At 72.8% G+C, this 22,299-nt stretch carries 29 protein-coding genes; 18 read left to right on the top strand and 11 right to left on the bottom strand.

The genetic code is table 11. From position 1 onward, the window contains the following. Positions 1-11 precede the first annotated feature (11 nt). On the bottom strand, positions 12-329 hold the full coding sequence (locus BJ976_RS00670; RefSeq protein ID WP_010080477.1) for a transposase: 318 nt from the start codon (positions 327-329) through the stop codon (positions 12-14). Positions 330-586: 257 nt separating this feature from the next. Here BJ976_RS00670 and BJ976_RS00665 point away from each other — a divergent pair, with 257 nt between their 5' ends. After that, entirely contained in the window at positions 587-1,534 is a 948-nt protein-coding gene (locus tag BJ976_RS00665) for a GDSL-type esterase/lipase family protein (RefSeq protein ID WP_167736980.1), read from the top strand. 189 nt (positions 1,535-1,723) lie between these two features. Here the strand turns inward: BJ976_RS00665 and BJ976_RS00660 are convergent, their stop codons facing one another. Further along, positions 1,724-2,071, bottom strand: coding sequence for a hypothetical protein (locus tag BJ976_RS00660; protein WP_184231792.1), 348 nt, complete (start codon positions 2,069-2,071; stop codon positions 1,724-1,726). On the opposite strand from BJ976_RS00660, the gene BJ976_RS00655 reads away from it, so the two are divergent. From BJ976_RS00655 to BJ976_RS11930, 9 genes are all read left to right on the top strand, one after another. Next, on the top strand, positions 2,070-3,419 hold the full coding sequence (locus BJ976_RS00655) for an ISL3 family transposase (RefSeq protein WP_239286782.1): 1,350 nt from the start codon (positions 2,070-2,072) through the stop codon (positions 3,417-3,419). The two genes, BJ976_RS00660 and BJ976_RS00655, sit on opposite strands and share 2 nt — an antisense overlap. 490 nt (positions 3,420-3,909) lie before the next feature. Next, positions 3,910-5,007, top strand: coding sequence for a GNAT family N-acetyltransferase (locus BJ976_RS00650; protein ID WP_135030390.1), 1,098 nt, complete (start codon positions 3,910-3,912; stop codon positions 5,005-5,007). A gap of 58 nt (positions 5,008-5,065) precedes the next feature. After that, positions 5,066-5,722, top strand: coding sequence for a GNAT family N-acetyltransferase (locus tag BJ976_RS00645; protein ID WP_135030391.1), 657 nt, complete (start codon positions 5,066-5,068; stop codon positions 5,720-5,722). Positions 5,723-5,811: 89 nt separating this feature from the next. After that, positions 5,812-6,810: an endonuclease/exonuclease/phosphatase family protein gene (locus tag BJ976_RS00640; RefSeq protein ID WP_135030392.1), complete on the top strand. Its 999-nt coding sequence runs from the start codon at positions 5,812-5,814 to the stop codon at positions 6,808-6,810. Between the two features lie 194 nt (positions 6,811-7,004). After that, positions 7,005-8,114, top strand: a complete 1,110-nt coding sequence (locus tag BJ976_RS00635; RefSeq protein WP_221419374.1) for an NAD(P)H-binding protein — start codon at positions 7,005-7,007, stop codon at positions 8,112-8,114. A 135-nt stretch (positions 8,115-8,249) separates the two neighbouring features. Continuing rightward, on the top strand, positions 8,250-8,411 hold the full coding sequence (locus BJ976_RS00630) for a hypothetical protein (RefSeq protein ID WP_167736945.1): 162 nt from the start codon (positions 8,250-8,252) through the stop codon (positions 8,409-8,411). 175 nt (positions 8,412-8,586) lie between these two features. Then, entirely contained in the window at positions 8,587-8,910 is a 324-nt protein-coding gene (locus BJ976_RS00625) for a PadR family transcriptional regulator (RefSeq protein ID WP_135030393.1), read from the top strand. After that, positions 8,907-9,437 carry a DUF2812 domain-containing protein gene (locus BJ976_RS00620; RefSeq protein ID WP_135030394.1) on the top strand — a complete coding sequence of 177 codons (531 nt, stop codon included), beginning with the start codon at positions 8,907-8,909 and terminating at the stop codon, positions 9,435-9,437. The genes BJ976_RS00625 and BJ976_RS00620 overlap by 4 nt, the downstream gene beginning before the upstream one ends. Before the next feature lie 263 nt (positions 9,438-9,700). Further along, positions 9,701-10,261, top strand: coding sequence for a hypothetical protein (locus BJ976_RS11930; RefSeq protein WP_229667470.1), 561 nt, complete (start codon positions 9,701-9,703; stop codon positions 10,259-10,261). Between the two features lie 43 nt (positions 10,262-10,304). Here BJ976_RS11930 and BJ976_RS00610 read toward each other — a convergent pair whose 3' ends face one another. The 3 genes from BJ976_RS00610 to BJ976_RS00600 all read right to left on the bottom strand — a co-directional run bounded on the left by BJ976_RS00610 (position 10,305) and on the right by BJ976_RS00600 (position 12,095). After that, on the bottom strand, positions 10,305-10,820 hold the full coding sequence (locus BJ976_RS00610; protein ID WP_135030395.1) for a GNAT family N-acetyltransferase: 516 nt from the start codon (positions 10,818-10,820) through the stop codon (positions 10,305-10,307). Between the two features lie 140 nt (positions 10,821-10,960). Next, on the bottom strand, positions 10,961-11,401 hold the full coding sequence (locus tag BJ976_RS00605; protein ID WP_135030396.1) for a hypothetical protein: 441 nt from the start codon (positions 11,399-11,401) through the stop codon (positions 10,961-10,963). 124 nt (positions 11,402-11,525) lie between these two features. Beyond that, positions 11,526-12,095: a P-loop NTPase family protein gene (locus BJ976_RS00600; RefSeq protein WP_135030397.1), complete on the bottom strand. Its 570-nt coding sequence runs from the start codon at positions 12,093-12,095 to the stop codon at positions 11,526-11,528. Positions 12,096-12,154: 59 nt separating this feature from the next. Here BJ976_RS00600 and BJ976_RS00595 point away from each other — a divergent pair, with 59 nt between their 5' ends. Continuing rightward, on the top strand, positions 12,155-12,772 hold the full coding sequence (locus tag BJ976_RS00595; RefSeq protein ID WP_135030398.1) for a hypothetical protein: 618 nt from the start codon (positions 12,155-12,157) through the stop codon (positions 12,770-12,772). Next, positions 12,769-13,548: a class I SAM-dependent methyltransferase gene (locus BJ976_RS00590; RefSeq protein ID WP_135030399.1), complete on the top strand. Its 780-nt coding sequence runs from the start codon at positions 12,769-12,771 to the stop codon at positions 13,546-13,548. The genes BJ976_RS00595 and BJ976_RS00590 overlap by 4 nt, the downstream gene beginning before the upstream one ends. Before the next feature lie 182 nt (positions 13,549-13,730). Here BJ976_RS00590 and BJ976_RS00585 read toward each other — a convergent pair whose 3' ends face one another. Continuing rightward, the gene (locus tag BJ976_RS00585; protein WP_135030400.1) at positions 13,731-14,426 is read right to left on the bottom strand and encodes a cyclase family protein; all 696 of its coding nucleotides are present in this window, start codon (positions 14,424-14,426) and stop codon (positions 13,731-13,733) included. A 185-nt stretch (positions 14,427-14,611) separates the two neighbouring features. Between BJ976_RS00585 and BJ976_RS00580 the strand changes: the two genes are divergently transcribed. Genes BJ976_RS00580 through BJ976_RS00570 form a run of 3 tightly spaced genes read left to right on the top strand, consistent with a single transcriptional unit; the run spans position 14,612 to position 16,942 of the window. Then, complete coding sequence (locus BJ976_RS00580; RefSeq protein WP_135030401.1) at positions 14,612-15,535, top strand: dihydrodipicolinate synthase family protein; 924 nt, start codon at positions 14,612-14,614, stop codon at positions 15,533-15,535. A gap of 38 nt (positions 15,536-15,573) precedes the next feature. Beyond that, a complete protein-coding gene (locus BJ976_RS00575) occupies positions 15,574-16,116 on the top strand; it encodes a DUF2243 domain-containing protein (protein WP_135030402.1) in 543 nt (180 codons plus the stop codon). Continuing rightward, positions 16,109-16,942, top strand: a complete 834-nt coding sequence (locus BJ976_RS00570) for a cytochrome c oxidase assembly protein (RefSeq protein ID WP_135030403.1) — start codon at positions 16,109-16,111, stop codon at positions 16,940-16,942. The genes BJ976_RS00575 and BJ976_RS00570 overlap by 8 nt, the downstream gene beginning before the upstream one ends. Positions 16,943-17,023: 81 nt before the next feature. Here BJ976_RS00570 and BJ976_RS00565 read toward each other — a convergent pair whose 3' ends face one another. Continuing rightward, the gene (locus BJ976_RS00565; RefSeq protein ID WP_135030404.1) at positions 17,024-17,485 is read right to left on the bottom strand and encodes a DUF805 domain-containing protein; all 462 of its coding nucleotides are present in this window, start codon (positions 17,483-17,485) and stop codon (positions 17,024-17,026) included. 82 nt (positions 17,486-17,567) lie between these two features. On the opposite strand from BJ976_RS00565, the gene BJ976_RS00560 reads away from it, so the two are divergent. Both BJ976_RS00560 and BJ976_RS11925 read left to right on the top strand, forming a co-directional pair. Continuing rightward, positions 17,568-18,239, top strand: coding sequence for an SGNH/GDSL hydrolase family protein (locus BJ976_RS00560; protein ID WP_135030405.1), 672 nt, complete (start codon positions 17,568-17,570; stop codon positions 18,237-18,239). A gap of 160 nt (positions 18,240-18,399) precedes the next feature. Continuing rightward, positions 18,400-19,194 carry a hypothetical protein gene (locus BJ976_RS11925; RefSeq protein ID WP_229667472.1) on the top strand — a complete coding sequence of 265 codons (795 nt, stop codon included), beginning with the start codon at positions 18,400-18,402 and terminating at the stop codon, positions 19,192-19,194. A 238-nt stretch (positions 19,195-19,432) separates the two neighbouring features. On the opposite strand, the gene BJ976_RS00550 is transcribed toward BJ976_RS11925, so the two are convergent. Next, a complete protein-coding gene (locus tag BJ976_RS00550; protein WP_260399189.1) occupies positions 19,433-20,161 on the bottom strand; it encodes a hypothetical protein in 729 nt (242 codons plus the stop codon). Here BJ976_RS00550 and BJ976_RS00545 point away from each other — a divergent pair. Then, positions 20,160-20,774 (top strand): DUF421 domain-containing protein, encoded by a 615-nt coding sequence (locus BJ976_RS00545; protein WP_135030406.1) that lies wholly within the window; start codon positions 20,160-20,162, stop codon positions 20,772-20,774. The two genes, BJ976_RS00550 and BJ976_RS00545, sit on opposite strands and share 2 nt — an antisense overlap. A 10-nt stretch (positions 20,775-20,784) precedes the next feature. Here the strand turns inward: BJ976_RS00545 and BJ976_RS00540 are convergent, their stop codons facing one another. The 3 genes from BJ976_RS00540 to BJ976_RS00530 are packed head-to-tail and all read right to left on the bottom strand — an operon-like array spanning position 20,785 to position 22,155. Continuing rightward, on the bottom strand, positions 20,785-21,408 hold the full coding sequence (locus tag BJ976_RS00540) for a hypothetical protein (RefSeq protein ID WP_135030407.1): 624 nt from the start codon (positions 21,406-21,408) through the stop codon (positions 20,785-20,787). Positions 21,409-21,436: 28 nt separating this feature from the next. Beyond that, a complete protein-coding gene (locus BJ976_RS00535; protein WP_135030408.1) occupies positions 21,437-21,676 on the bottom strand; it encodes a helix-turn-helix domain-containing protein in 240 nt (79 codons plus the stop codon). 2 nt (positions 21,677-21,678) lie between these two features. Then, entirely contained in the window at positions 21,679-22,155 is a 477-nt protein-coding gene (locus BJ976_RS00530) for a DUF2975 domain-containing protein (protein WP_135030409.1), read from the bottom strand. Positions 22,156-22,299: the final 144 nt, after the last annotated feature.

Genomic DNA, 22,299 nt, shown 5'->3' with positions numbered 1-22,299 from the left:
TTCCACGCGGATCACCTCGAGGTCCTCGAAGGGCCCAGCCGGCCCTCCGCGGACTTCTTCCACACCCTGGCTTCCAGGTGTGCCTCGCCCAAGGCCTGGGTCAGCTCGGCGACCTCGGCCTCCAGCTGTTCCTCTCGGGAGGATGGTCCGGACCTGCCGGCCACCAGGGCGGTCTTGCCGGCTTCCAGGAACTCGGCCTTCCACCGTCCGATGGACTGCTCACTGACTTTCTCCTTGCGTGCCGCTTCGGCGATGGACATCTCGCCGGCCAGCACGCTCAGCACTATCCGGGTCTTCTTCTCCGCCGGAATCGAGGGTGGTCTACCCATGTCAGACTCTCCTTCAGGACCTACATAACGGCCCTGCCACTAAGTCTGACGCGCGACAGCACCGCCACTGAGCGATCACAGAAACCCGCCACCAAGCCATCACATCCACACCGGTTTGGGACCGTCTCTGACGTGATGGTCTCGTGGGCGGACGGGGTGTGTAAAGGGGTATACCCGACTGGACGACTATCGGAGGGGCGCGGATCTACCCTTCTCACCCTCACTCGCGAACATCTCAGCCCCGGTAATCTCGCCCCATGCCTGAGACTCAGCCGGCCCAGCTCTTCTCCTTCGGGACCTTGACCCAGCCGCAGGTGCAACACGCTCTCTTCGGCGGACCCGTGCCCTCCCAGCCTGCCGGCCTCCCCGGCCATGGCCTGGTGTACGTCCCCATCACGGACCCCGATGTCATCCGTCTCTCTGGCGCCGCTGAGCACCGGGGCCTGGCCCGACGGGTGGAGGAGGCCGTTCAGGGCCACGTGCTCACCCTGAGCACCGAGCAACTGGCCGCCGCCGACGCCTACGAAGTGGACGCCTACGTCCGCCGGCGGGTGCAGCTCACCACGATCGGTCCAGGGGACGAACCCCGCACCGGTACGGCATGGGCCTACGTCGCCGCAGACCCATTGACCGCCGCTGAACGCATCGCCGTCGTGGGCGACTCGATCGCGTTCGGTCTTGACGACCCCGACGGAGGCTGGGCCGGACAACTGACACGACAGCACGGCAACACCTACGGGCGGCGGGTATGGAATCTCGCCGTCCCCGGCCTCACTCTCCGACAGCTCACCCATCACATCGACGCTGAGACTGCTCTGCGCCGTGTGGACACCGTCGTCATCGCGGCCGGCATCAACGACCTGGCCGCCAACCACGGCCCCGCCCATCCTGCCGAGCTCGTGACGATGATGGACGCGATGTGCACCCGGCTGGAGGGCGTCGGTCGCCGACCCGTCGTCCTGACGCCCGTGTGGCTCGACGTCAAGCGCGCCTCCGAGCAGTTCAGCATGCAGGTACGCCCTCAGGACGCCGCGAACTACCGTGACCGGCTGATCTGCTGGGCCACTCAGACCCACCGCGACGTCATAGACCTCTGGCCCGTCCTGGAAGGTCGGACGGACCGGTTCACCGACGGGGTCCATCCCGACGCCGAGGGCCACGCCCAGCTCTGGAAGCGTATGGCTCCCAACCCGACAGCCCGATAAGCGAACCACCCCGGCTTCCCGAGGCGGCACGGGACGGAATCGGTGGTTTGCGGCGGACAGAATTTTCGCCGAAACTCGCGCCACCGCGATTCCACGGCACGCGGCGTCCGCTGATCGCCACGTCCTAACGGCTGATCCCCGGCGACATCGAGCGGTGGGACCCAGCAGTCCCGATGACACAGACGGTAGCTAGTGGCCGGTCGCGTCTAGCGCATCGTCCAGCGCAATGGCGAGCTGCGACGCGTGCGTGAGTACCTCTCGCAAGTTCCGCGCGGACTCGCTGGGGGCGTATCCAATGCCCCCGATTTCCAATAGCACACCGTGCATCGCCTGCTCGCCCGCGTCGTCACTCAAGCGGTCCAGGACGCGCACCACGGTGCGGACTTCTTCGGGTGTGGAACGGCTGACGATATGCGGCTCTTCGCCGTTGAGTGTGGGGGTGTGACGCGCCGGGGCCTGGGGTGAGGGCTCGAAAGCGCCGAGGCCCTCGATGATCAGAGGACTCTGACCTCTCCTGATCACAAGGACCTCGACCATGCCTGAGCCTACGTTGTACTGCCGTGCGCGCGGCGACTACTGCACGTGTTGCGATCTGCTGGTCGGATTGCCCGGGCTGCATGTGCTCACCGCCGAACGGGATGACAACGACCGGCTGGTGGTGACGGTCGAGTCCGCGCCGGAGCCGATGGGATGCCGCTCCTGCGGGGTGATCGCCCGTGGTCACGGTCGGATCGAGGTCAGCCTGGTCGACGCGCCAGCGTTCGGGCGACCGGTGCGGATCATCTGGCGCAAGCGCCGGTGGCTGTGTCCAGATCCAGCCTGCGAGGTCGGCTCGTTCATCGAGCAGGACGAGAAGGTCGCTGCACCGCGAGCGGTGCTGACGACCCGGGCGTGCCGGTGGGCGATCGAGCAGATCCGCCGAGAGCACGCCTCCGTCAACGGGATCCGCCGTCAGCTCGGGACAGGATGGCGCACAGTGTGGGACTCGATCCAACCCCTGCTGCAGGCCGCTGACGAGGACCCATCCCGCTTCGAGGGCGTCGCGATCCTCGGGGTTGACGAGCATGTCTGGCATCACGTCTCGACCAAACCCATCCATCACGGCGGGCGCGGCCCCAAAGAGCTGACCGGGATGGTCGACCTGACCCGGGACGAGGGCGGGCGCACGAGGGCGCGGTTGCTCGATCTGGTGCCGGGCCGTTCCGGCAGGGTGTACAAGGACTGGCTCGACCAGCGCGGCGACGCCTTCCGAGCCCGGATCGAGGTGGCGACCCTGGACCCGTTCCATGGGTACAAGAACGCCATCGATGACCAGCTCGAGGACGCCCGCTCGGTCCTGGACGCCTTCCATGTGGTCAAGCTGGCCACCACTGTCGTCGATGATGTCCGCCGGCGGGTTCAGCAGCAGATCCACGGCCACCGCGGCCGCAAGAGCGATCCGCTGTACCGGGTCCGCAACGTCCTGCGCGCCGGCGCGGAGAATCTCACCGATCGGCAACGCGATCGGCTCGAGACGGCCTGGGCCGCTCACGAGCAACACATCGAGGTCGAAATCGCGTGGTTGTGCGCCCAGAAGGTTCGCTCCGCCTACCGTCAGGGCACTCATGCCGCCGGGCGAGCAGTCGCCGAGAAGATCCTCGCCACCTTCACCTCGTGTCCGATCCCCGAGGTCGCACGGCTGGGCAAGACCCTGAACAGATGGCGCCGCGAGTTCCTCGGCTACTTCGACACCAACGGCGCCAGCAACGGCGGCACTGAAGCCATCAATGGACTCATCGAACTCCACCGACGCATCGCCCGAGGCTTCCGCAACCGGGACAACTACCGCCTCCGGATGCTCCTCATCGGCGGCGGGTTAGACATGACACACCACACTCAACGGTGAAGAGCCCGATATGCTCCGCAACAGTCAGATGGGGATCGTGGGCGCTCATGGGGTTTCCTTCGTTCGTACTGCTCGGCTAAATCGGTCGTTTGTGGCGAGGGGTCGCGCCGTGCGCCGTGTGCGTCACCTCCGGCCCTGTCCGCCCGCCACATGACTCGCCACAACCAACCCGCCAGAGCCGCAGCCGCCCGTACGTTTCGGGCGATCCCTGGGACCCGCGGGGGGCCCACCTGGACACCCAGTGTCACCCCGACCGGATCCCGCCCGATATGCCAAGAGTTCCCCGCGCGTCCGGTGAAATCTGCGCTGCATCTCGACAGCGAAGGCCCTTGCCCCCCGATCCGCGTCGTGACACAGTTCACCCCATGATGCAGCAGCAGTGACCCCGGGGGTCCGACGACCCACCACCGGCCCTCCCCGCGCGCCCGTCTCGAGCACGGCTCGACGGGTGCCTCTGCGCCCACCCCTTTCTGCAGAAAGCAATCACCCCATGCCTGACATCATCGAGTTCCCCCTGCCCGCCTCGTCGGACGACCCCCACTGGCGGGCCTACTGCCGCCTCGGAGACGAGTACAACCACGAGCTGCTCGGCACCACCGAGTGGGACGACTCCCCCGAGGACACCCTCATCGCGGCCCGCGCCGAGACGGACTACACCCAGCGCCGCTACCTGGCGTACGTCGACGGCGAGGCGGTCGGCTACGCCCGCGTCCTGATCAACCACGTCGACGACCCTGACGCGGCCGCCCTCAACGTCTACGTCCACCCGCGGCACCGCGGACGGGGCCATGGCCGCGCACTGGCCGACAGGCTCGTCCAGGACACCACCGGCAAGACCCGGTTCGAGACCTGGCCCATGACCCCGCCGCCCGTTCCCGGTGCACGGGTCCTCACCCCCTCGAGCAGGGCCGGCACGGTCCCGGCCGACCACCCCGGGGTGCGCCTCGCCCAGTCCTACGGGTTCTCCCTCGGCCAGGTCGAGCGGGTGAGCCGGTACGACGTCGCCGCGCCCGCCGTCGACCCGGCCGAGGCCCTCGGCGAGGCCGAGCGGCACTCGGAGGACTACGAGGTGCACGCCTGGGAGGGCGACGCCGACGCGTCCCTGCGCGCCGACCTCGCCGTCCTCAAGGCGCGCATGTCCACGGACGTGCCCGCCGGGGACCTGACCGTCGCGGAGCAGACGTGGGATGCGGAGCGCGTCCGCCGCAGGGAGGAGCAGATCCTCCTGACCGGGCGCCTCTTCCGCGCCGTGGTCCGCCACCGCGGCACCGGCCGGATCGTCGGGCTCAATGAACTCGTCGCGCCGCGCTCCCGGACGAGCGGCGTCGTCGACCAGTGGGACACCATCGTGCTGCCCGAGCACCGCGGCCACCGGCTGGGGATGCGCGTGAAGGCCGCGAACCTGATCGCGCTGCGCGAGGCGATGCCCGAGGCCCGCGCGATCATCACCTGGAACGCCGAGGAGAACCGGCCCATGCTGGACGTCAACGAGGCCCTCGGCTTCCGGCCGATCCTCGTGGAGGCGGCGATGGAGGCGACGGCGCCGCTGCGCCGGCCGGCCAGCCCTCAGAATCGACTGCAAGAATGACCCTTATGAGGCCCTCATCCGACCCCAGAAGGGTCATTTCTGCAGGGGATTCCCGGGCATGACCCGCACCCTCGAGGAGATCTGGCCGCCCTACGGACTCGTCGTCGAGGCCGGCGACCTGCGGATGACCGCGCTGCGCGAGGCCGACGTGCCGGAGGTGCTCGACGTCGTCGCCGGCGGGATCCACGACCCCTCCTGGACGCCGTTCCTCTTCCCATGGACGGACGCCCCGGCCGAGGAGATGCCCGCCAACTACCTGCGGTTCTTCGCCTCCACCCTCACCCGCACTGTGGACGGCGACGTGAGCCTCGAGCTTGTGGTGCGGCGGAACGGCCGGGTGATCGGCATGCAGGGCATGAACGGCCCCGACGTCGCCGGCACCCGCCGCCTGGAGACCGGCTCCTGGCTGGGCCTGCCGTTTCAGGGCCAGGGGCTGGGCACCCGGATGCGGCGGATGATGTGCGCGCTCGCGTTCGACGGTCTGGGCCTCGACGCCGTCACCTCCTCCGCCTGGGAGGACAACGCCGCCTCCCGCCGGGTCAGCGAGAAGGTCGGCTACCGGGAGACCGGCCGCGGCCAGGCTGAGCGTCGCGGCGTGCCGACCGGCGAGGTGTACTTCGAGCTGCGCCCGGAGGAGCTCGTGCGCGGGGACGAGCCGGTGCGGATCACGGGAGCCGAGGAGCTGCGGCTCTTCCTCGGGCTGGGTCACAGCTGAGGGCGGGGGCTGATCTCGTGGCTGCTGATCGCCGTGGACCGGCATCTCGGGCGAACGCTCGGACGCCGGTACGCCGCCTGCTCACCCGGGTGCTCACCGCCGGACTCGTCCTCGCGCTCACTGTGGGTGTGATCGCCGTGTTCCTGCCGCAGAGCACCCCGGGGCAGTGGCTGAGCACGCGCCTCCTCTTCGCCCAGGTCCTCGCCTTCCCAGGACTCGCGGGAGCGGGACTCGTCCTTCTCGGTCTCGGCGTGCTCGCCCTGGGCCAGCGGGCGAGGGCGCGCGCACAGGCCGGGGCCGTCGTCGTCGCTGTGATGTTCGCACTCCTGGGCACGGGACTGCTCTTCTGGCCCGATGGCCCGCCATGGGCGGCGGGCCCCTCCACCGCGACGGCGAACGCTGGCCGCGAGGTGCGCGTCACCGTGTTCAACAGTCTGGACACGCTCACCGCGGCGGACGTGCAGCATCTCATCGCGGTGGTGAACCCCGACGTGCTGGTACTGCTCGAGGCGTCGCCAGCACGCGTGAGGACCGCGTTGGTCGGGACCGCCTTCGCCCAGGGCGTCCACGAGGGCGACGACGCCGGATTCAGCCGCGGCCGACCGGCGGGGGTGGCACCCACGGCGATCGCGATGCACTCCCGCATGGGGTCCCACCGTCCAGCCGTTCCCACCCCGATGACGTTCGGGACCGTGGCCCTGGAACCGGCGGGCACCCTGGAGGGCCCGCTGATCGTGGGCGTCCACACGGCACCCCCGCTGCCGCGGCTGATGGACTCCTGGCGCGCCGACCTCAGCCGCCTGCAGGAGATGGACCGCGCCGCCGCTGAGGGACCGATGATCGTGGCCGGGGATCTCAACGCCACCCTGCGCCATGGGCCTCTGGCCGCACGGACACACCTGGCAGACACCGCCCGGCAGTGCCCCGGCTCTGCAGAGGGCACATGGCCCGCGAGCGCACCCCCGTGGGTGCGGGCACCCATCGACCACGTCCTCGTCACGGACGATGTCCAGGTGCTCTCCTGCGGCACCGTCCAGGTGGGCGCCTCCGACCACCTGGCCTACTCGGTGGAGTTGCGCTTGCCCTGACCCTGAATCGACGGCGCTCCTTGAGGGATGCCGCAACGGGTGCAGACGTGGTCGGGGCAGTGGCACCTCTCACACCACCCCCGCGGGAGCTGCGGCATTGCCTTCCCCCGCCGTGCTTGGTGGACTTCCCTCCACACTCCCAACACCCCCCCTTCTGACCCCATCCCAGCCGAGAAACCCCCCGTGAGGACGACATGACCACCTCAGCCCCCCTCTCCCCCGCCACCGCACCCGACGACGCCGGCCCCGACGGCGGCTCCCGCCTGATCCTGGTGACCGGCGCCAGCGGGTACGTCGGCGGCCGCCTGGTCCCGAAGCTGATCGACGCCGGCCACCGCGTCCGCACCACCCGCCGCGACGAGTCCAAGGAGCAGCCGTGGTGGGCGGACCGGGTCGAGACGGTCACCATGGACGTGAACGACGCCGACCAGGTCCGGGCGGCCTGCGAGGGCGTCGACGTCGTCTACTACCTCGTGCACGGGATGGGCGGGAAGGACTTCGTCGAGAAGGACCGTGAGGCCGCCGAGATCATGCGGGACGCCGCGGACGAGGCCGGCGTCGGGCGCATCGTGTACCTTTCCGGCCTGATCCCCCCGGAGGCGCCGGAGGAGGAGCTTTCCGACCACTTGTCCTCCCGCCTGGAGGTGGAACGGATCCTCAGCCAGGCGCAGGCGAGCGTGATCACCCTGCGCGCGGCGGTGCTGATGGGCAGCGGCTCCACGTCCTTCGAGGTCATCCGCCAGATCAGCGAGCGCATGCCCCTGCAGACCGTGCCGACCTGGATGGACCACCTCGTCCAGCCCATCGCGATCGTGGACGCGCTCGAGGCCCTGGTGGCCTCCGCCGACGTCGACTCCCCCACCCGCAGCTACGACATCGGCGGCCCCGAGCAGCTGCGCTACCCCGAGCTGCTCTCCCGCTACGCCGAGCTGGCCGGCCTCACCCGGCCCCAGGTGGACGTCCCGCTGCTGCCGACAAAGCTGGTGAGCGTCCTCGCCGGGCGCATGACGGACGTGCCCGCCCCCGTGGTGGAGGCCCTCCTCGACAGCCTGCACCACGACATGGTCTGCCAGGAGCAGGACTTCGTGCGGGACCTGCTGCCGCAGGGCTACGAGCTGATGGGCCTGGACGAGTCGATCCGCCGGTCCCTGGCGGACCCGCGGGAGACCGAGCCCGCGGACCCGGACGCGGCCGATCCGATGGGCCCGATGCCCCACGACCCCTCCTGGGCCGGCGGCGGGGACCAGTCCCTGTTCCAGCGGGCAGCCGACACCGCCCGTGACGTGCTGCCCGGCAGAGACTGACCGGGCGGCCAGCGATAGGCGCGTCGACGACGCCCCTGGTTGACTGGCTCGACGGCGATCCACTCCCACCCCCGCTTCGTCGAACCCCGGTGACGGCTGGCCGGCCGTCACCCACCACGCCTGAGGAGGGCACCCATGACCGAGCAGCCGAACACCGAGATGAAGAACTCCGACGCCCCCGGCGACCAGGACCAGGCCGCGCAGCAGCAGCCCGCCGAGGTCGACGGCCTCGCCGAGAAGGCGGAGCAGGCCGAGAAGGAGACCGTGGCCGACGACGACGGCGGCTACGGCCACTGAGCCCCACCCCCTCCGACGACGCCCCGGGTGCCGAGCGCATCCGGGGCGTCGTCACGACCGGGGGTGTCGAGGTCGGCATCCGATGCCGCATGCCCTTGTCCTCGCGTGCAGTCGATGATTGACTATCACTCATGGATATATCCATGAGTGATAGTCAGAGAGGGGCGGGACCCCGATGAGCCGCACCTCCGCCCTTGCGCACGGCGAGCTCACGGACGCCGCCCTGCACGTGATGTTGGCCCTCACCCGGCCACGCCATGGCTACGCCGTCATGCAGTTCCTCACCGAGCGGAGCGATGGCCGCCTCACCCTCGGCCCGGCCTCGCTCTACACCACGTTGAAGAAGCTCCGGGACGCCGGGTTCATCGAAGAGCTCGACGGCGACGACGCCCGCCGCGTCCATCGCCTCACCCCCCGGGGACGCGGTGTCCTGATGAGTGACATCGATCGCCGACGCCGCCTCCTGGCGATGGCCGACCAGATCATGGAGACGACATGAGCACCACACGCATGAGCAGCGGGCTGGCCTTCACCCCGGAGAAGGACCTCGCGATGTTCGAGGACATGGCCCGCCGCGGCCAGCGGCTGGCCGGATTCTCCCTGGCCGCCCACGGCTGGCGCTTCGAGGACGCCGAGCCCGAGGACGTCATCTTCGACATGGCCTACGAGACCGACCCCGACGACGACTACCTCGACCTCTTCCGGGCCGCCGGATGGACGCCCGTGCTCACCTACGGCCACATCCACTTCTTCAAGGCCGTCCCGGGCACCGCCCCCGTCCATACCGGCACGGAGTCACGACTCGAGGAGGCACTCGACAACCGCTCCCTGTTCCTGCGCTACACCGCAGTGACGCTCGCCGCCGTGCTCCTGGTCGTGCTGGTGATGACGGCCGTCGACTGGCCTCGCGCGGCGATGATGGCGGCCGCGACGCTGAGTGCGGTGGCCCTGGTGTACACGAGCTTTCCGCTCGTCGGCTATCACCGCCAGGTGCAGCGGCTGCGTCGCATGTCCGCGGTCTCATGACACCCCACCCCACCGCCCGCGGGCCGCACCCCTGGCCACCCCGCGATGCGCGCATGCTACGTCCCCTACATGGTTGACACAGGGTCGAGACGGGTGTTCCTCGTGGTCATGGCGGTGCTGGTCATCCTGGGAGGTGCGTTCCTCGTGTCCTTCACGAGCTTCGAGTGGCGCGGTCTCCTCGGCTGGGGGCTCCAGCTTCTCGGACTGGCCCTGCTCATCATCGGAGCGGGAATGGGCAGGACGACGGCCCGAATCGGGCACCGATGACCACCGCACCCGCCGAGGCGGAGCACACCGCCGTCGTCGACCCGCCGGCCGGCTACCGGGTGCTGGGGTGGGCGCTGGTGTTCGTCACGGCGCTCCCGTTGATCCTGCTCCCGCTGCTGAAGCCGGAACTGCGGTCGCCGGGCTACCTGGCGATCGGCGCCACGAGCCTCGGGCTGGTCGCGTGGCTGGTTCACGCGGCGTTCCTGCGGGCCCGCATCGAGCTGACGATGGACCCGGCCGCCGGCGTACTCCGCCTCCGGGCCCCGCTGTACTCCCGCGAGCTGCCCCTGGACTCACTGGCCACGGTGGAGGTCCAGGACGACGTCGGCCCGGGCGTCGCCTACATCAACTGGCCGGTGACGGGGCGGGCCCGCTCCCGCCGCGGCGTGCGCCTGGACCTTGGCGGCCCCGCCGGGCTGGTCCTCACGACGCACGAGGGGCAGCGGTTCACCGTGGTGACCCCGGACACGAGCACCGCCGCGGAGCTGCAGACGACGGTGGTCCAGGCGACGTCGGACGGCGGCGTCCGGAATCGACTGCAGAAGTGTCCCCTCTGACGCCCGCTGACACCCCCAGAAGGGTCACTTCCGTAGTCGATTCTCAGATGTGCGCGCGACGCCCGTCCGTCGCACCCGTTCCCGCCCGCCGCATCGGCATGTGCGGGATCCCGTCCTCGAGGAACTCCGGCCCGTCCGGCGCGTAGCCCCAGCGGGCGTACCAGTGCGCCAGGTGGGCCTGGGCGTCCAGCACGCTCGGCCGCCCGCCGATCCGGGCGACCGCCTCGTCCAACAGCGCCCCGGCCAGGGCCCGGCCCCGCGCGTCGGGGTGGGTGACGACGCGGCCGATCCGGGCGACGTCGCCGTCGTCCAGCAGCCGCAGCGTGGCGACGGGCGTGCCCGCCTCGTCCTCAACCCACAGGTGGACGGTGGCCGGCTCGAGGTCGCGGCCGTCCAGGTCCAGGTAGGGGCAGTCCTGCTCGACGACGAACACCAGCGACCGCAGCTGCCAGAGGCGGTAGGCCGTCGTCCGGTCGAGCTCGTCGAAGCCCGCGGCATGGACGGCAGGGGCGGGGCCGGGTGTGGCGGCGGGCGGCGTGGGGGCGGGGCGCTCGGGCATGAGCCGATAGTGCCACGGGAGCGTCCGACGCCCGGCGCCCGACGTTCTCCTGAGTGCTCCGGCGTCGCCGAATCTACTGCGGAACTGACCCTTCTGGCGACCGCCACCGCCCTCAGAAGGGTCACTTCCGCAGCGGATTCTCAGCCGTCCTCGCGGCGCAACGGCACCGGGACCGGCTCGGGCTGCGGCTCCCCGGTGGTGGTGGCCGCGAGCACGCCGTGTGCCGCCGCGGTCAGCACGGCGGCGAAGAGTCCCACACCCAGCGCCGTGGCGGCCCCGTCCGCGAGCAGGGGGATCACCATGCCCGGCACGATCGCGACCCCCACCATCACCACCGCGAACCACGCCGTACTCCCCCGGCCGGCGTAGAACACCTGACGCCCCGCCTCCTCCTGGTCCACCCGGTGGTGCACGTCGCGCAGGGCGAGGGCCACGCCCAGGAGGCACGCCGTCAGCAGCCCGACCGCCCATCCCAGCCCCAGCTCGTGCCGCAGTCCGGACACGACGCCGGCGCATCCCACGAGCGCCGCCGCGACGGCGATCCGCACGTGCCAGACCTTCTCCCGCTCCATCCCCTCCATGGCCCCACCCTGTCAGAGCGCGGGACGAAGGGCGAGGCGGCCGCAGGACCTCCCCTTCTGCTCAGGACCGTGTCCTGAGGACGCGGTCCTGAGCACGACGTGAGGTCCGGAGGAGCAGCGTGCTTCAGGGAGCCTGCCGCCTGCCCTCCAGCCGGGCCAGCACCCGCTCCCACTGTCGCGGCGTGCTCAGGCGCAGCACCGGCGCCCCCTCCGCCGCGGCCTCCCGCTCCCGGGCCCATGCCCGCTTGCGGTCGAACGTGGCGGCGTGCCAGCGCAGGATCGACTCCTCCCCGAGCACCCGACGCCAGGACTCGCGGTTGCCGTTGCACATCTCCCCCTGCCCCACCACCCGGCGGATCGTGCGCCGCACCAGGCGCGTGAAGGTCCGGGCCCGCGAGTAGTCCAGGGCGATGACGACGTCGGCCCGCTCCATGACCATCGGCCGGTAGAAGCCGTAGGCGGAGTCCAGCACCCAGGCCTCCCCCGCCGTGACCGAGTCCGCCAGGGCGGTCTGCTCGGCCTCCGGCCGCGGGACCCAGCCCGGCAGCCAGCCGAACTCCTCGTCCACGAGGGTGACCGGCAGGCCGAGCACAGCGCCGAGCCGCACGGCCGCGGTGGACTTCCCGGCCCCCGTGACCCCGTGGAGCAGGACGCGGCGGGCCTGCCGCACGTGGTCGATCGAGGCGGAGGGCATGGGAGGAGGCTAACGGCCGTGACACGATGGCCCCGGTCGCACACAGCAGGAGGGGAACGATGACACGGGTGCACACAGGCAACGCTCACAGGCAGATCGTGGACGGCCAGCGCGTCCGCGGGATCGGCCATCTGCGGCATCCGGTGGTGTTCGGCGGGCTGATCGGGGTCGTCGGCGGGGCGGCGTTCCTGCTCGCCGGACTCGCCGGCCTGCCCGCCGGGTGGCAGGAGCCGCTCCGCGGGCTGGCGGTCGTCCTCGTCGGCTTCACCCTGGTGGGGGTCCTGTTCCGCCGCCGGATCCTGCCCGCCCTGCCGCCCCCGACGCCCGGGGCGCTGCGCGTGTACGGAGTCGCCGTCGTCGTGATGCTGCTGCTGTTCCCCGTGACGCACCTGCTGGCCCGGGCCGCAGACGCGCCGACGGCGCAGATTGCCCTGGTGGCGGCCGTGGTGGGCGGGCACTTCCTGCCGTTCGCGCGGGCGTTCGGCGCCCCGGTGTTCCGGTGGATCGGCGGGTCGATGCTGGCCCTGGGCCTGAGCGGGGCGCTCGTCGCGATGCTCGGCGTGCCCGCCGCGGGGCCGGCCGGGGCGGCGGCCGCCGGTGCGGCGATGCTGCTGGTCGTGGTGGGGCAGGCGCTGCGGCAGGGGGCGCCCGGCCCGGGTGACAGACTGCGCGCATGACCGACGCCCCCTCCCGCGCCGAGGCCAACCGGCGCACCTACGACGACGCCCGCCTCGCCGCCGTCTACGACGTGGACAACGCCGCCGTCGAGGACCACGTCTTCTTCCGCCGCGTGGCGGACGAGGTCGCGGCTGTCACCGACGGCCCCGTGGCCCGCATCGTCGACCTCGGCTGCGGCACCGGCATCCTCACGGTGACGCTCGCGGGCGAGGGGCGGAGCGTCGTCGGGATCGACCCGGCCGAGGCCATGCTCGAGGTCGCCCGCACCCGTCCAGACGGGGACGACGTAACATGGCGGCGCGGCACCGCGGAGCTGATCGAGCCGGACTCCGCCGACCTGGCGGTGATGAGCGGCAACGTGGCCATGCACCTGATCGGCGACGACTGGCACGCCGCGTTGCGGCGGATCGGTGCGGGGCTCGTCCCCGGCGGCCGGCTGGTCTTCGAGACGCGCAACCCCGCCCGGCGCGCGTGGGAGGGCTGGCAGCAGGACCCCACCGAGCGCACGACGCCGGCCGGTCGCCTCATCGAGTCGGAGCGCACCTCCGCCCCGGACGAGGACGGCGTGGTGACCATGCACGTGCGCACCGAGTTCCCCGACTCGGGCGACGTGCTGGAGCTGGACCAGCACCTGCAGTTCCGCTCCGCGGAGCAGGTCCGGGCGGACCTGGCCGTGGCGGGGCTGAGAGTGGAGCGGATCTCCGGGGACTGGCGCCGCACCCCGTTCGACCCGGCCGAAGACCGCATGCTGGTGGTGGAGGCGGTGCGGGGCTGACCGCGCCGACGGGACGCGGACTCCTCCGGCCCGGCGCACGCCCAGCCCGGCCGCACCCCACATCCGCAGGACCGCACCTTTTCGTCAGGACCGCGTCCGTGCGACTCGGTCCTGACGAACAAGGGAGGTCTGCCGGGCCCGCGGATCTCAGGGGTCAGGGGTCAGGGGTCAGGGGTCAGGGGTCAGGGGCAACCCGCCCACGCCTCCGCGGGGATCCGCGCGATCGCGCGGACCGGCGCCCCATCCGCGCCGCCGAGCGGGAGGGGCAGGGCGGTGAGCTCCAGGCTCGTGACCGACGCCGGCAGGTCGGCGAGCCCACGGAGGTTCTCGATGATGAGGCGGTCGGCTCCGAGCAGCGCCTCGTGCACCGGCAGGGGCGCGGACCCCTCGGGGGCGGTCTCGTCCGGGTTGAGGGTGTCCACCCCCAGCACGTCGACCCCGCGGTCCCGCAGGTGCTCCCCCACCAGGCCGTCGAGGAACGGGTGGTCGAGGTAGGCGGCGTCGCCCCAGAATCGGTCCCAGCCCGTGACGAGCAGGACGATCCGGGCGCCGTCGGGCAGCGCGGCCAGCTGACCCTCCAGCCGCGCCAGGCCGATCCGCTCCCGCGGTGCGAGCCCGGGCACGCGCAGCAGGTGCGCCCGGCCGATCAGGCGGGCCACGTCGACGTCGTCCATCGTCCGCCCGCCGGCCACCGTGTGGCTGGGCGCGTCCACGTGGGTGCCCGAGTGGGACCCCATGGTCACCGAGGTGACGGCGAACCCGTCGACCTCGATCCGGGCGGCCGGGGCGAGCCGGATCTGCGGGTCGCCCGGGAACACCGTCCCGCCGCTGGTCAGCCGGTGGCTGAGGTCCACCCGCTGCGCGTCCTCCTCACGCATGCTCGTGCTCCACCGCGTCCGCCAGGGATCCGGAGCCTGTCGTCGAGGAGCGGGCGGCGTCCATGATCTCCTGCTCGAGCTGATGTGATATGAGGGCCTCCTGGGCGCCCGGGGATGTGGGGCACAGTCCACCCCCTGCGCCCTGATCCGTCAACGATCCGGTCCGGCCCCGCTACCCTCCCCCCATGCCCTCTGCCCCCGCACGCGCGGCCCTGAACGCCTTCCCCCTCACGCCCCTGCGCGACGACCGCCTCGACGAGGCCGCCCTCGTGCGGATCGTGGAGCGGCTCGCGGCCGCCGGCGTCGACGCGATCACCGTGCTCGGCTCCACCGGTTCCGGCGCCTACCTCGACCGCGCCGAGCGGGCGCGCGTGGTGCGCCTCGCCGTCGACGCCGCCGGGGACGTCCCCGTGCACGCCGGGGTGAGCGCACTGCGCACCGCCCACGCCCTCGCCTTCGCGGAGGACGCCGCCGCGGCCGGGGCGCGGGGGCTGCTGCTCGCTCCCCAGTCCTACCAGCCCCTCACCGACGACGACGTCGCGCATCTCTACGCGGACGTCACCGCCGCCACGGAGCTGCCGGTGGTCGTCTACGACAACCCGGGCACCACGCGCTTCACGTTCAGCACCGCCCTGTACGGGCGCGTGGCGGCGCTGCCCGGCGTCGTGTCCCTCAAGATCCCGGGCGTGCCCGCGGACCCGTGGGCGGCGGCGGAGCGGGTGGCGGAGATCCGCACCGCGGTGCCGACGCACGTCGGCGTGGGCGTCTCCGGGGACGCGTTCGGGGCGGCGGGGCTGATCGCCGGCTGCGACACCTGGTACTCGGTGATCGCCGGGACCCTGCCGGAGCCCGCCGTGCGGATCACGCGCGCGGTGCGGGAGGGGCGGCCCGCCGACGCCCTCACCGAGTCGGAGCGGCTGGCACCGCTGTGGGACCTGTTCGCCCGGCACGGGAGCCTGCGCGTGACCGCCGCGGCCGCCGAGCACCTCGGCCACGCCGCCCCGGGCTGCCTGCCCCGTCCCCTGCTCGGGCTGGGACCCGCGGACCGGGCGGAGGTGGCCGGCGTCGTCGACCGCGTGCTGGACGGCGAGCCCGCAACGCGCCCCTGATCTGCGCATCCCCGCGGCCTGGCGCTACCGTGGGCCGCATGGCCTCCCTCTCCGCCACGGCTCGCCCCGTCGGCCGTTCCGCCCCCGACCTCCACCGCCGACTGCTGGTGTCCGGGCTCCTCTTCGGGGTGGGCGTGGCCGCCTTCGTGGACGAGACCGTGCTGCACCAGCTCCTGCACTGGCACCACTTCTACGACCGCTCCACCACGGCCGTCGGACTCGTCTCGGACGGGCTCTTCCATGCGTTCGGCTGGTTCGCCGCCGTGGCCGGGCTGTTCCTGTTCGCGGACGTGCGCCGTCGGGGCGGGCCCGGCGTGGGACGGTGGTGGCCGGCCGTGCTGATCGGCGCCGGCGCCTTCCAGGCGTGGGACGGCACCGTCCAGCACAAGCTGATGAAGATCCACCAGATCCGGTACGAGGTGATCCCCACCGAGCTGCGCGGCACCGGCCCGTACCCGCCGATCGAGAACATCCTCGTGTACGACCTCGTGTGGATGGCCATCGCCGTCGCCTTCCTGGTGGTCGGCGTCCTGGCGTGGCGGCGCGGCTCCCGATCGGCCGCGGCTCCCGCCCGTGCATGAGCACGGCCTCGGCGCCGAGCTCGGGGCCGAGGCGGCGAGCGCGCCGTTCCCGCTGGCCGGCGTCGTCATCGGCGGGGGGCTGCTGCTCTTCCTGATCCTGTACGTGGTGCTCGTGTGCGCCGGACGACGCCGAGGGCGCGCCTGGTCCGACGCGCGCACCCTGAGCGCGGCGGCGGGCGTGGTGGCCGGCGTCGTCGCGGTGGGGCCGCTGGGGGTGGCCGGCCACCACGACTTCGTGGCGCACATGTGGGGCCACCTGCTGCTGGGCATGCTGGCCCCGATGCTGCTGGTGCTGTCCGCGCCCGTGACCGTGGCCCTGCGCGGCCTGCCCGTGGTGTGGGCGCGGCGGCTCTCCCGCGTGCTGTCCACGCCGTACGTGCGGGTGATCTCGCATCCGGTGGTGGCGGCGGTGCTGAACATCGGCGGACTGTGGCTGCTCTACACCACGCCCCTGCACGGGTGGATGCACGCCTCCGCGGTGGGGCACCTGGTGGTGCACGGGCACGTGCTCCTGGCCGGGTGGGTGTTCACCGCCGCGATGCTGCAGGTGGACCCGGCGCCGCATCCGCACGGGCACCCGCTGCGGGCCGGGGTGCTGGTGGGCTTCCTGGCTCTGCACGCCATCCTCTCGAAGCACATCTACGCGCACCCGCCGGCGGGTGTCGGGGCGGCGGAGGCCCAGGAGGGCGCCCAGCTCATGTACTACGGGGGCGATTACATCGACCTCATGCTGATCGCCCTGCTCTGCCTCGACTGGTACCGGCGTACGGCGCCGACGGGCCCGGGGCGGGTGGGGCGCGGAGTGGCCGGCGCGGGGGCGGCCTGACGGGCCGGCCCCCTCGACCAGACCTCGGACTGTGTGCAGGACCGTGTCCTCAGGACGCGGTCCTGCGCGGACCGGGTGGTCTCACCGGCGCAGCACCGGATCCCCCGACGCCGCGCCTGCCCTGCTCTCGCGCGGAGCCGACGGCTGCAGCACCATCACGAACAGCGCAATCGCGCCGAGCCCCGGGATCAGACCCAGGAGCATCCAGACGGGGGTGAGGCCGGCGTCGCTCAGGCGGCGGGCCGTGAGGGACAGCATGGGGACGATGTGCAGCAGGCCGAGGACACCGGAGACGTCGTGGTAGGCCTCGGTCATCGAGTCGACGGCGGGGACGCTGAGACCGCTGACCGCGAAGCCGGGGAACACGACGGCGGAGGGGGCGGCCGTCGTCGTGTCCGCCCCGAGGGCCCCGAACAGCACGGTGACCACGATGCTCAGCAGGGACAGGTACAGCACCACCCACCAGAACTCGGCGCGCCCGGCCCGGCCGCCGAACTGCGCGTAGCGTCCGTAGAAGCGGCCCACGGCCCGGAGACACGTCATGGCCCAACCCTGGCCCATGAGGTGGCCCGAGTCGAGGCCCTCCCGCGTGTCCGCACGTCAGGGCGCCGGTAGCCTGGCGCGCATGCCCTCCCCCTCCGGCTGGCAGGCCCAGCACGACGCCGACTACCGTGCCCACTGGCACGCCCTCGCCGCGCACGAGGACCCCGACGCCCTCACGTGGGTGGTTCTCGGCGACTCGGCCGCCGTCGGGATCGGGGCCGAGAGCGTGGAGCGCACGTACGTGGCCCAGGTGGCCGAGCGGGTGGCCGCCGAGACCGGCCGGCCCGTGCGGGTGGTGAACCTCGCCGTCAGCGGGGCCATGGCGAAGGACGTGCTCGCCGACCAGCTGCCCCTCATGCCGGCGAGCGGGGTGGACGCGGTGACGTGCGTCGTCGGCGGCAACGACGTCACCTGGGCTTGGCGGTTCCGCGAGGCCGCCTTCGAGGAGCCCCTCGAGGCGATCGCCCGCGCCCTGCCCGCCGGCGCCACGCTGGGCCTGGTCCCGACGTTCCGCATCCCGCCGTTCGAGGCCCGCGTGTGCCGGGCGAACACGGTGGTGCGGCGGGTGGCCGCCCGGCACGGCCTCGGCGTGGCGGACGTGCACGCGGCCACGTGGCGGCGGAATCTGAGGCACCAGGTCAGCCGCCTGGCCCGGGACCTGTTCCACCCCAACGGCGCCGGCTACGAGGACTGGGCCGCGGCGGTCGCCCCCGAGGTGCTGCGGCAGGTGCGGGGTCAGGCACCGGCCGCCTGAGGACTCCTCCCCGCCGCGCGCGAAGCGCACATCCGGCGTCCCTCACACCGGGGGCTAGACGGGGACCCATGCGATGCATAGTCTCCCCTCACGCACTGCACGACGACCGGTCGGGCCGGCGTCCGGGAGCACGGGCTCCCCCGACCGACGGAGGTCCGCCTTGACCCCCTCACCCCCTTCCCTCCGCTCCGCCCGCCATGCCCTCCCGGCCACGACGGCGGCCCTGACCCTGGCCCTCACGCTCGCCGGCTGCTCCGGCGGCGGGGGCCCAGCGACGGCGTCCGGCACCACACCCTCCCCTGCGGCGTCCTCCGACACGACGCCGTCCCCGTCGAGCACGTCCGAGACCACCACGCCGTCCGCGGGCGGGCCAGCCTCCGGCACCACGGCGCCGAGCACTCCGGCGCCGGCCTCCGGGAGCGCCACGCAGGGTTCGGGCGGCGGCTCCACCGCCGGTGCCGGGTTCGTGCCCGAGGGCGCCGATCCCGCCAGGAACGGGGCTCTGCCGTTGAGCGAGGGCTTCCTCGCCGCCCTCCCGGAGGCCGCCGTCACGCACCGGGCGGGCAGTCCGACGGAGGACCCCCTGGCCCGGGCCCTGGAGGGCGTCGAGCTGCCCGGCACGCCCACGACGGACGTCAACGTGATCGCCTCCGAGCTGCAGGGCCTCCAGACCCCCGGGGAGGGGGGCGCGGCGATGGGCGGCGAACGCCCCGAGGGCACCCTGCGCCTGATGCTGCTGTGCGACGACCCGGACGCCGGCCCGTCCTCGGTGGGCATCCTCGGGGCGGACGGCTTCGCCGCCTACCAACCCCTGGGGTGGTCGGACCGCTGCGGCGGATACGTCGTCATGGTGCCGGAGTCGGACGCGGAGGACCTGGTGGTGAGCGCCGAGGTCCCCGAGGGCACCCGGTACCGCCTGAGCGTGATCACGGACCACGATCCGGTGGCCGACTGACCCCACCATCCCCGGGCCATCCTCTCCGGCAGGCCCTCCTGGATCCGGCAGGCCCTCCCGGCGCGGGGCCTGCGGGCAGGCGGGCGGGGCCGCGTCCCCACTACGCGGCCCCGCCCTCCTCCATCCACGGGCCGGCGGCAGGTGCCGGCCCTGGCCGTCAGCGTCCCCACGACGCCCCCGGCCGCCGACCGGGCACCCCTCCCCACGAAGGGCGCCCGGCCGGAGTCTCGTCACACGATCAATGGTCGTGCCCCTCGTGGCCCTCCGAGGGCTCGGCGCCGTGGTCGTGGCCCTCGTGGCCGTCGTCGGTCTCGGCCCTGACCTCGCCGGACGCGCGGTCGACCACCTGCACGGTGTCCCGGGACTCCTCGGTGCCCTGCGTCGTCAGCAGCGACCCGTCGGCCAGCTCGAGCGCCACGCCGTGGTGCGGGGCCGACGTCGTGCTCTCCTCCATCACGGGCATGAGGTCCCGCGTGGCCTTGTCCAGGTGGGCGGACTCGAAGGTCTGGATCCTGCCGGTACCGTCCGCGAAGAGCGTGGTCTGGCCGTGGTGGGTCACCACGTGGCCGGCGTGGCCGCCGGGGAAGGTCACGCCGGTCATGCCCGGCTCGGATGCGTAGCTGTGGACGTGGTCGCCGTGGGCCTTCGCCTGGATGCCGGCGTTGAACACCTCCCAGCCGTGGCCAGTGACGACCATGACGTCCTTGCCGTTGCCGGCGTTGGCCAGGCGCTTGAACCCGGAGAGGGCCTGCTCCGTCACCACCTCGCCGGATCCGGGAGCGGGGGCGAGGGACGGCGTCGGGCTGGCGGACCCGGTGCCGCCCGACCACGCGGTGAGCGCGACGGCGGCGGCTGCGAGGGTGGCGGCTGCGAGGGTGGCGGTGACAGTGGAGGCGGCGCGGCGGGCGCCCGCTCCCCAGCGCCCCCGACCGCGCCCCTGCGGCATCCCCTGGGAGAATGGGCGCATGCCCGCCGCCCGCCCTGCCTCCGCCGTCGCTCCCGTGCTGGGCTGGACACCGCCGCAGGGGTGGCCCGCCGCGCTGACGGAGCACCTGGGGATGGAGCTGTGGCGGGTCCCGGTGGTGGTGCTCAGCGCACTCGGGATCTACCTCACGGCGCTCCTGCTGCTCCGCGTGTTCGGCGCGCGGCTGATCACGGGTCTCTCCGTGTTCGACACGGTGGTGGCCCTGATGTTCGGCGCCGTGGCGGGCCGCGTCATCCTCGGCCACCCGCCCACGCTGGCCGCGGGCGTCGTGGGGCTGACCACGCTCGCCGTGCTCGAGGCGGTCTTCGGCGCCCTCACCGGCACCGTGCGCGGCGCCCGGACGATGGGCGGCCGGGCCCGCGTGATCGTGGCCCGCGGCCGGATCCTCGCCGACCAGGCGCGCCGCGGGCGCGTCACCCGCGGCCACCTCAACACGGCCCTGCGCGCCGCCGGAGTGCGCCACCTCGGCGAGGTCCAGGCGGTCATCCTCGAGGCCAGCGGCCGCCTCAGCGTGATCCGCGCCGGGGAGCCGATCGACCTCGACCTCCTGGGAGACGCCATCGGCTCGGAGCACCTCCACGACGACGCGGGCTGAGCGCCGGCCCTCACGCCCGGCCGGGGCCGCCGTCGTCGTCGTGGTCGTCCGCGAACTCCCCTCGCCGGTGCAGCCGGCCCCCGGGCGAGCGCGCGCGCAGCCACGTCAGCACCGTCAGCAGGATCAGCACCAGCACCGACATGATCAGGCCGTTGAGCACCAGCACGCCGGCGGGCACGGGGTCCACCGCCCGCAGGAGCGTGGGCTGGGCGGCGGCGCCGGCCAGGGCGGACAGCACCAGCGGCCAGCGGGTGTCCAGCCGGTCCGCGACGCCGGCCCCCACCACCGCGGCCGGCAGCGCCAGCAGCGGGGTCAGGGAGGGGTTCGGCGCCAGCAGCCCGCCCACGAACGCCACCCCCGGCACCGCGACGAGCCACAGCAGGGACCGCCGGGGCAGCGTGGGCCCGGACGGACGCGCCCGCCCCGCCGACTCGACCACCAGGACCACCGCCAGCAGCGCGAGGAGCCCGGCCGCCGTCGTCGCCCCGGGCACCGCGGTCAGGAGCCCGCCGCCGGCGCCGCTGGTCACGTGCAGCGCGGCGAGCGCCAGGCCGCTGGCGACGGCGGGGGCCGGCTCGTCGAGCCAGCGCCAGTCGCGCTCGTGGGCGGCGGGGGCCTGCTCGACGCGGATCATGGGCTCCATTGTGGGGCAGGGCCCCGGCTCACTCGCCTGCCTCGCCCCCGCTCTCCGCAGGGTCGTCCGGCACCCACTCCAGCAGGTCGCCGGGCTGGCACTCCAGGACCCGGCACATCGCGTCGAGCGTGGACAGCCGCACGGCCTTCGCGCGCCCGTTCTTCAGCACCGCCACGTTGGCCGGGGTGATGCCCACCTGCTCCGCGAACTCGGCGACGCCCATCTTGCGGCGGGCCAGCTCGACGTCGATCCTCACCACGATCGGCATGCTCAGACCACCTCGTCCATCTCGACGCGGAGAGCGGTGGCGTCGGCGAGCAGGCCGCGCATGACCACGATCAGCAGGATCACCGCACCGCCCACGAGGAGGGCGAGCAGCTCCAGGAGGAGGATGCTGAAGTGGTTCGCACCCGTGACGGTCTGCCAGGCCGTGGTGACGGCGACGATCCCCCACGCCGCGGCGAGCGCGCCAATCATCACGCCCGTCCACCGCAGGCCATCGCCGCGGAAGATCTGCTGGGCGCGGACCAGGCTCAGCAGGCGGACGACGGCGGCCAGCGCCACCTGGATCGCCACCAGGGCGGCGATCAGCGCCACGGTCAGCGGCCACTGCGCGAAGGCGAACTCGGGATACTCCGCGGCCATGATGGCGGCGACGGCGGGGATCGCCCACACCTGGAGGGTCAGGATCCCGAGGATCCCGGCGACGGACAGGACTTGGAGGGCCAGGGCCAGAGGGCGGTTCATGTCTTGAGTGTCGATGAGGATCTATCGAAAATCAATAGGTTTCGATCGTGGCGGGATGATGGATGCGTCCACGGGGAATCCACTGCACTTCTGACCCTTCTGACGGCCGATTCGGCTCCCAGAAGGGTCAGAACCGCAGTGGAT

Origin of the sequence: Micrococcus flavus, assembly GCF_014204815.1 — a bacterium.
GTDB classification, from domain to species: Bacteria; Actinomycetota; Actinomycetes; order Actinomycetales; family Micrococcaceae; genus Micrococcus; species Micrococcus flavus.
Note: the sequence above shows the minus strand (reverse complement) of the source record. Positions and strands in the feature narration are given on the sequence as shown.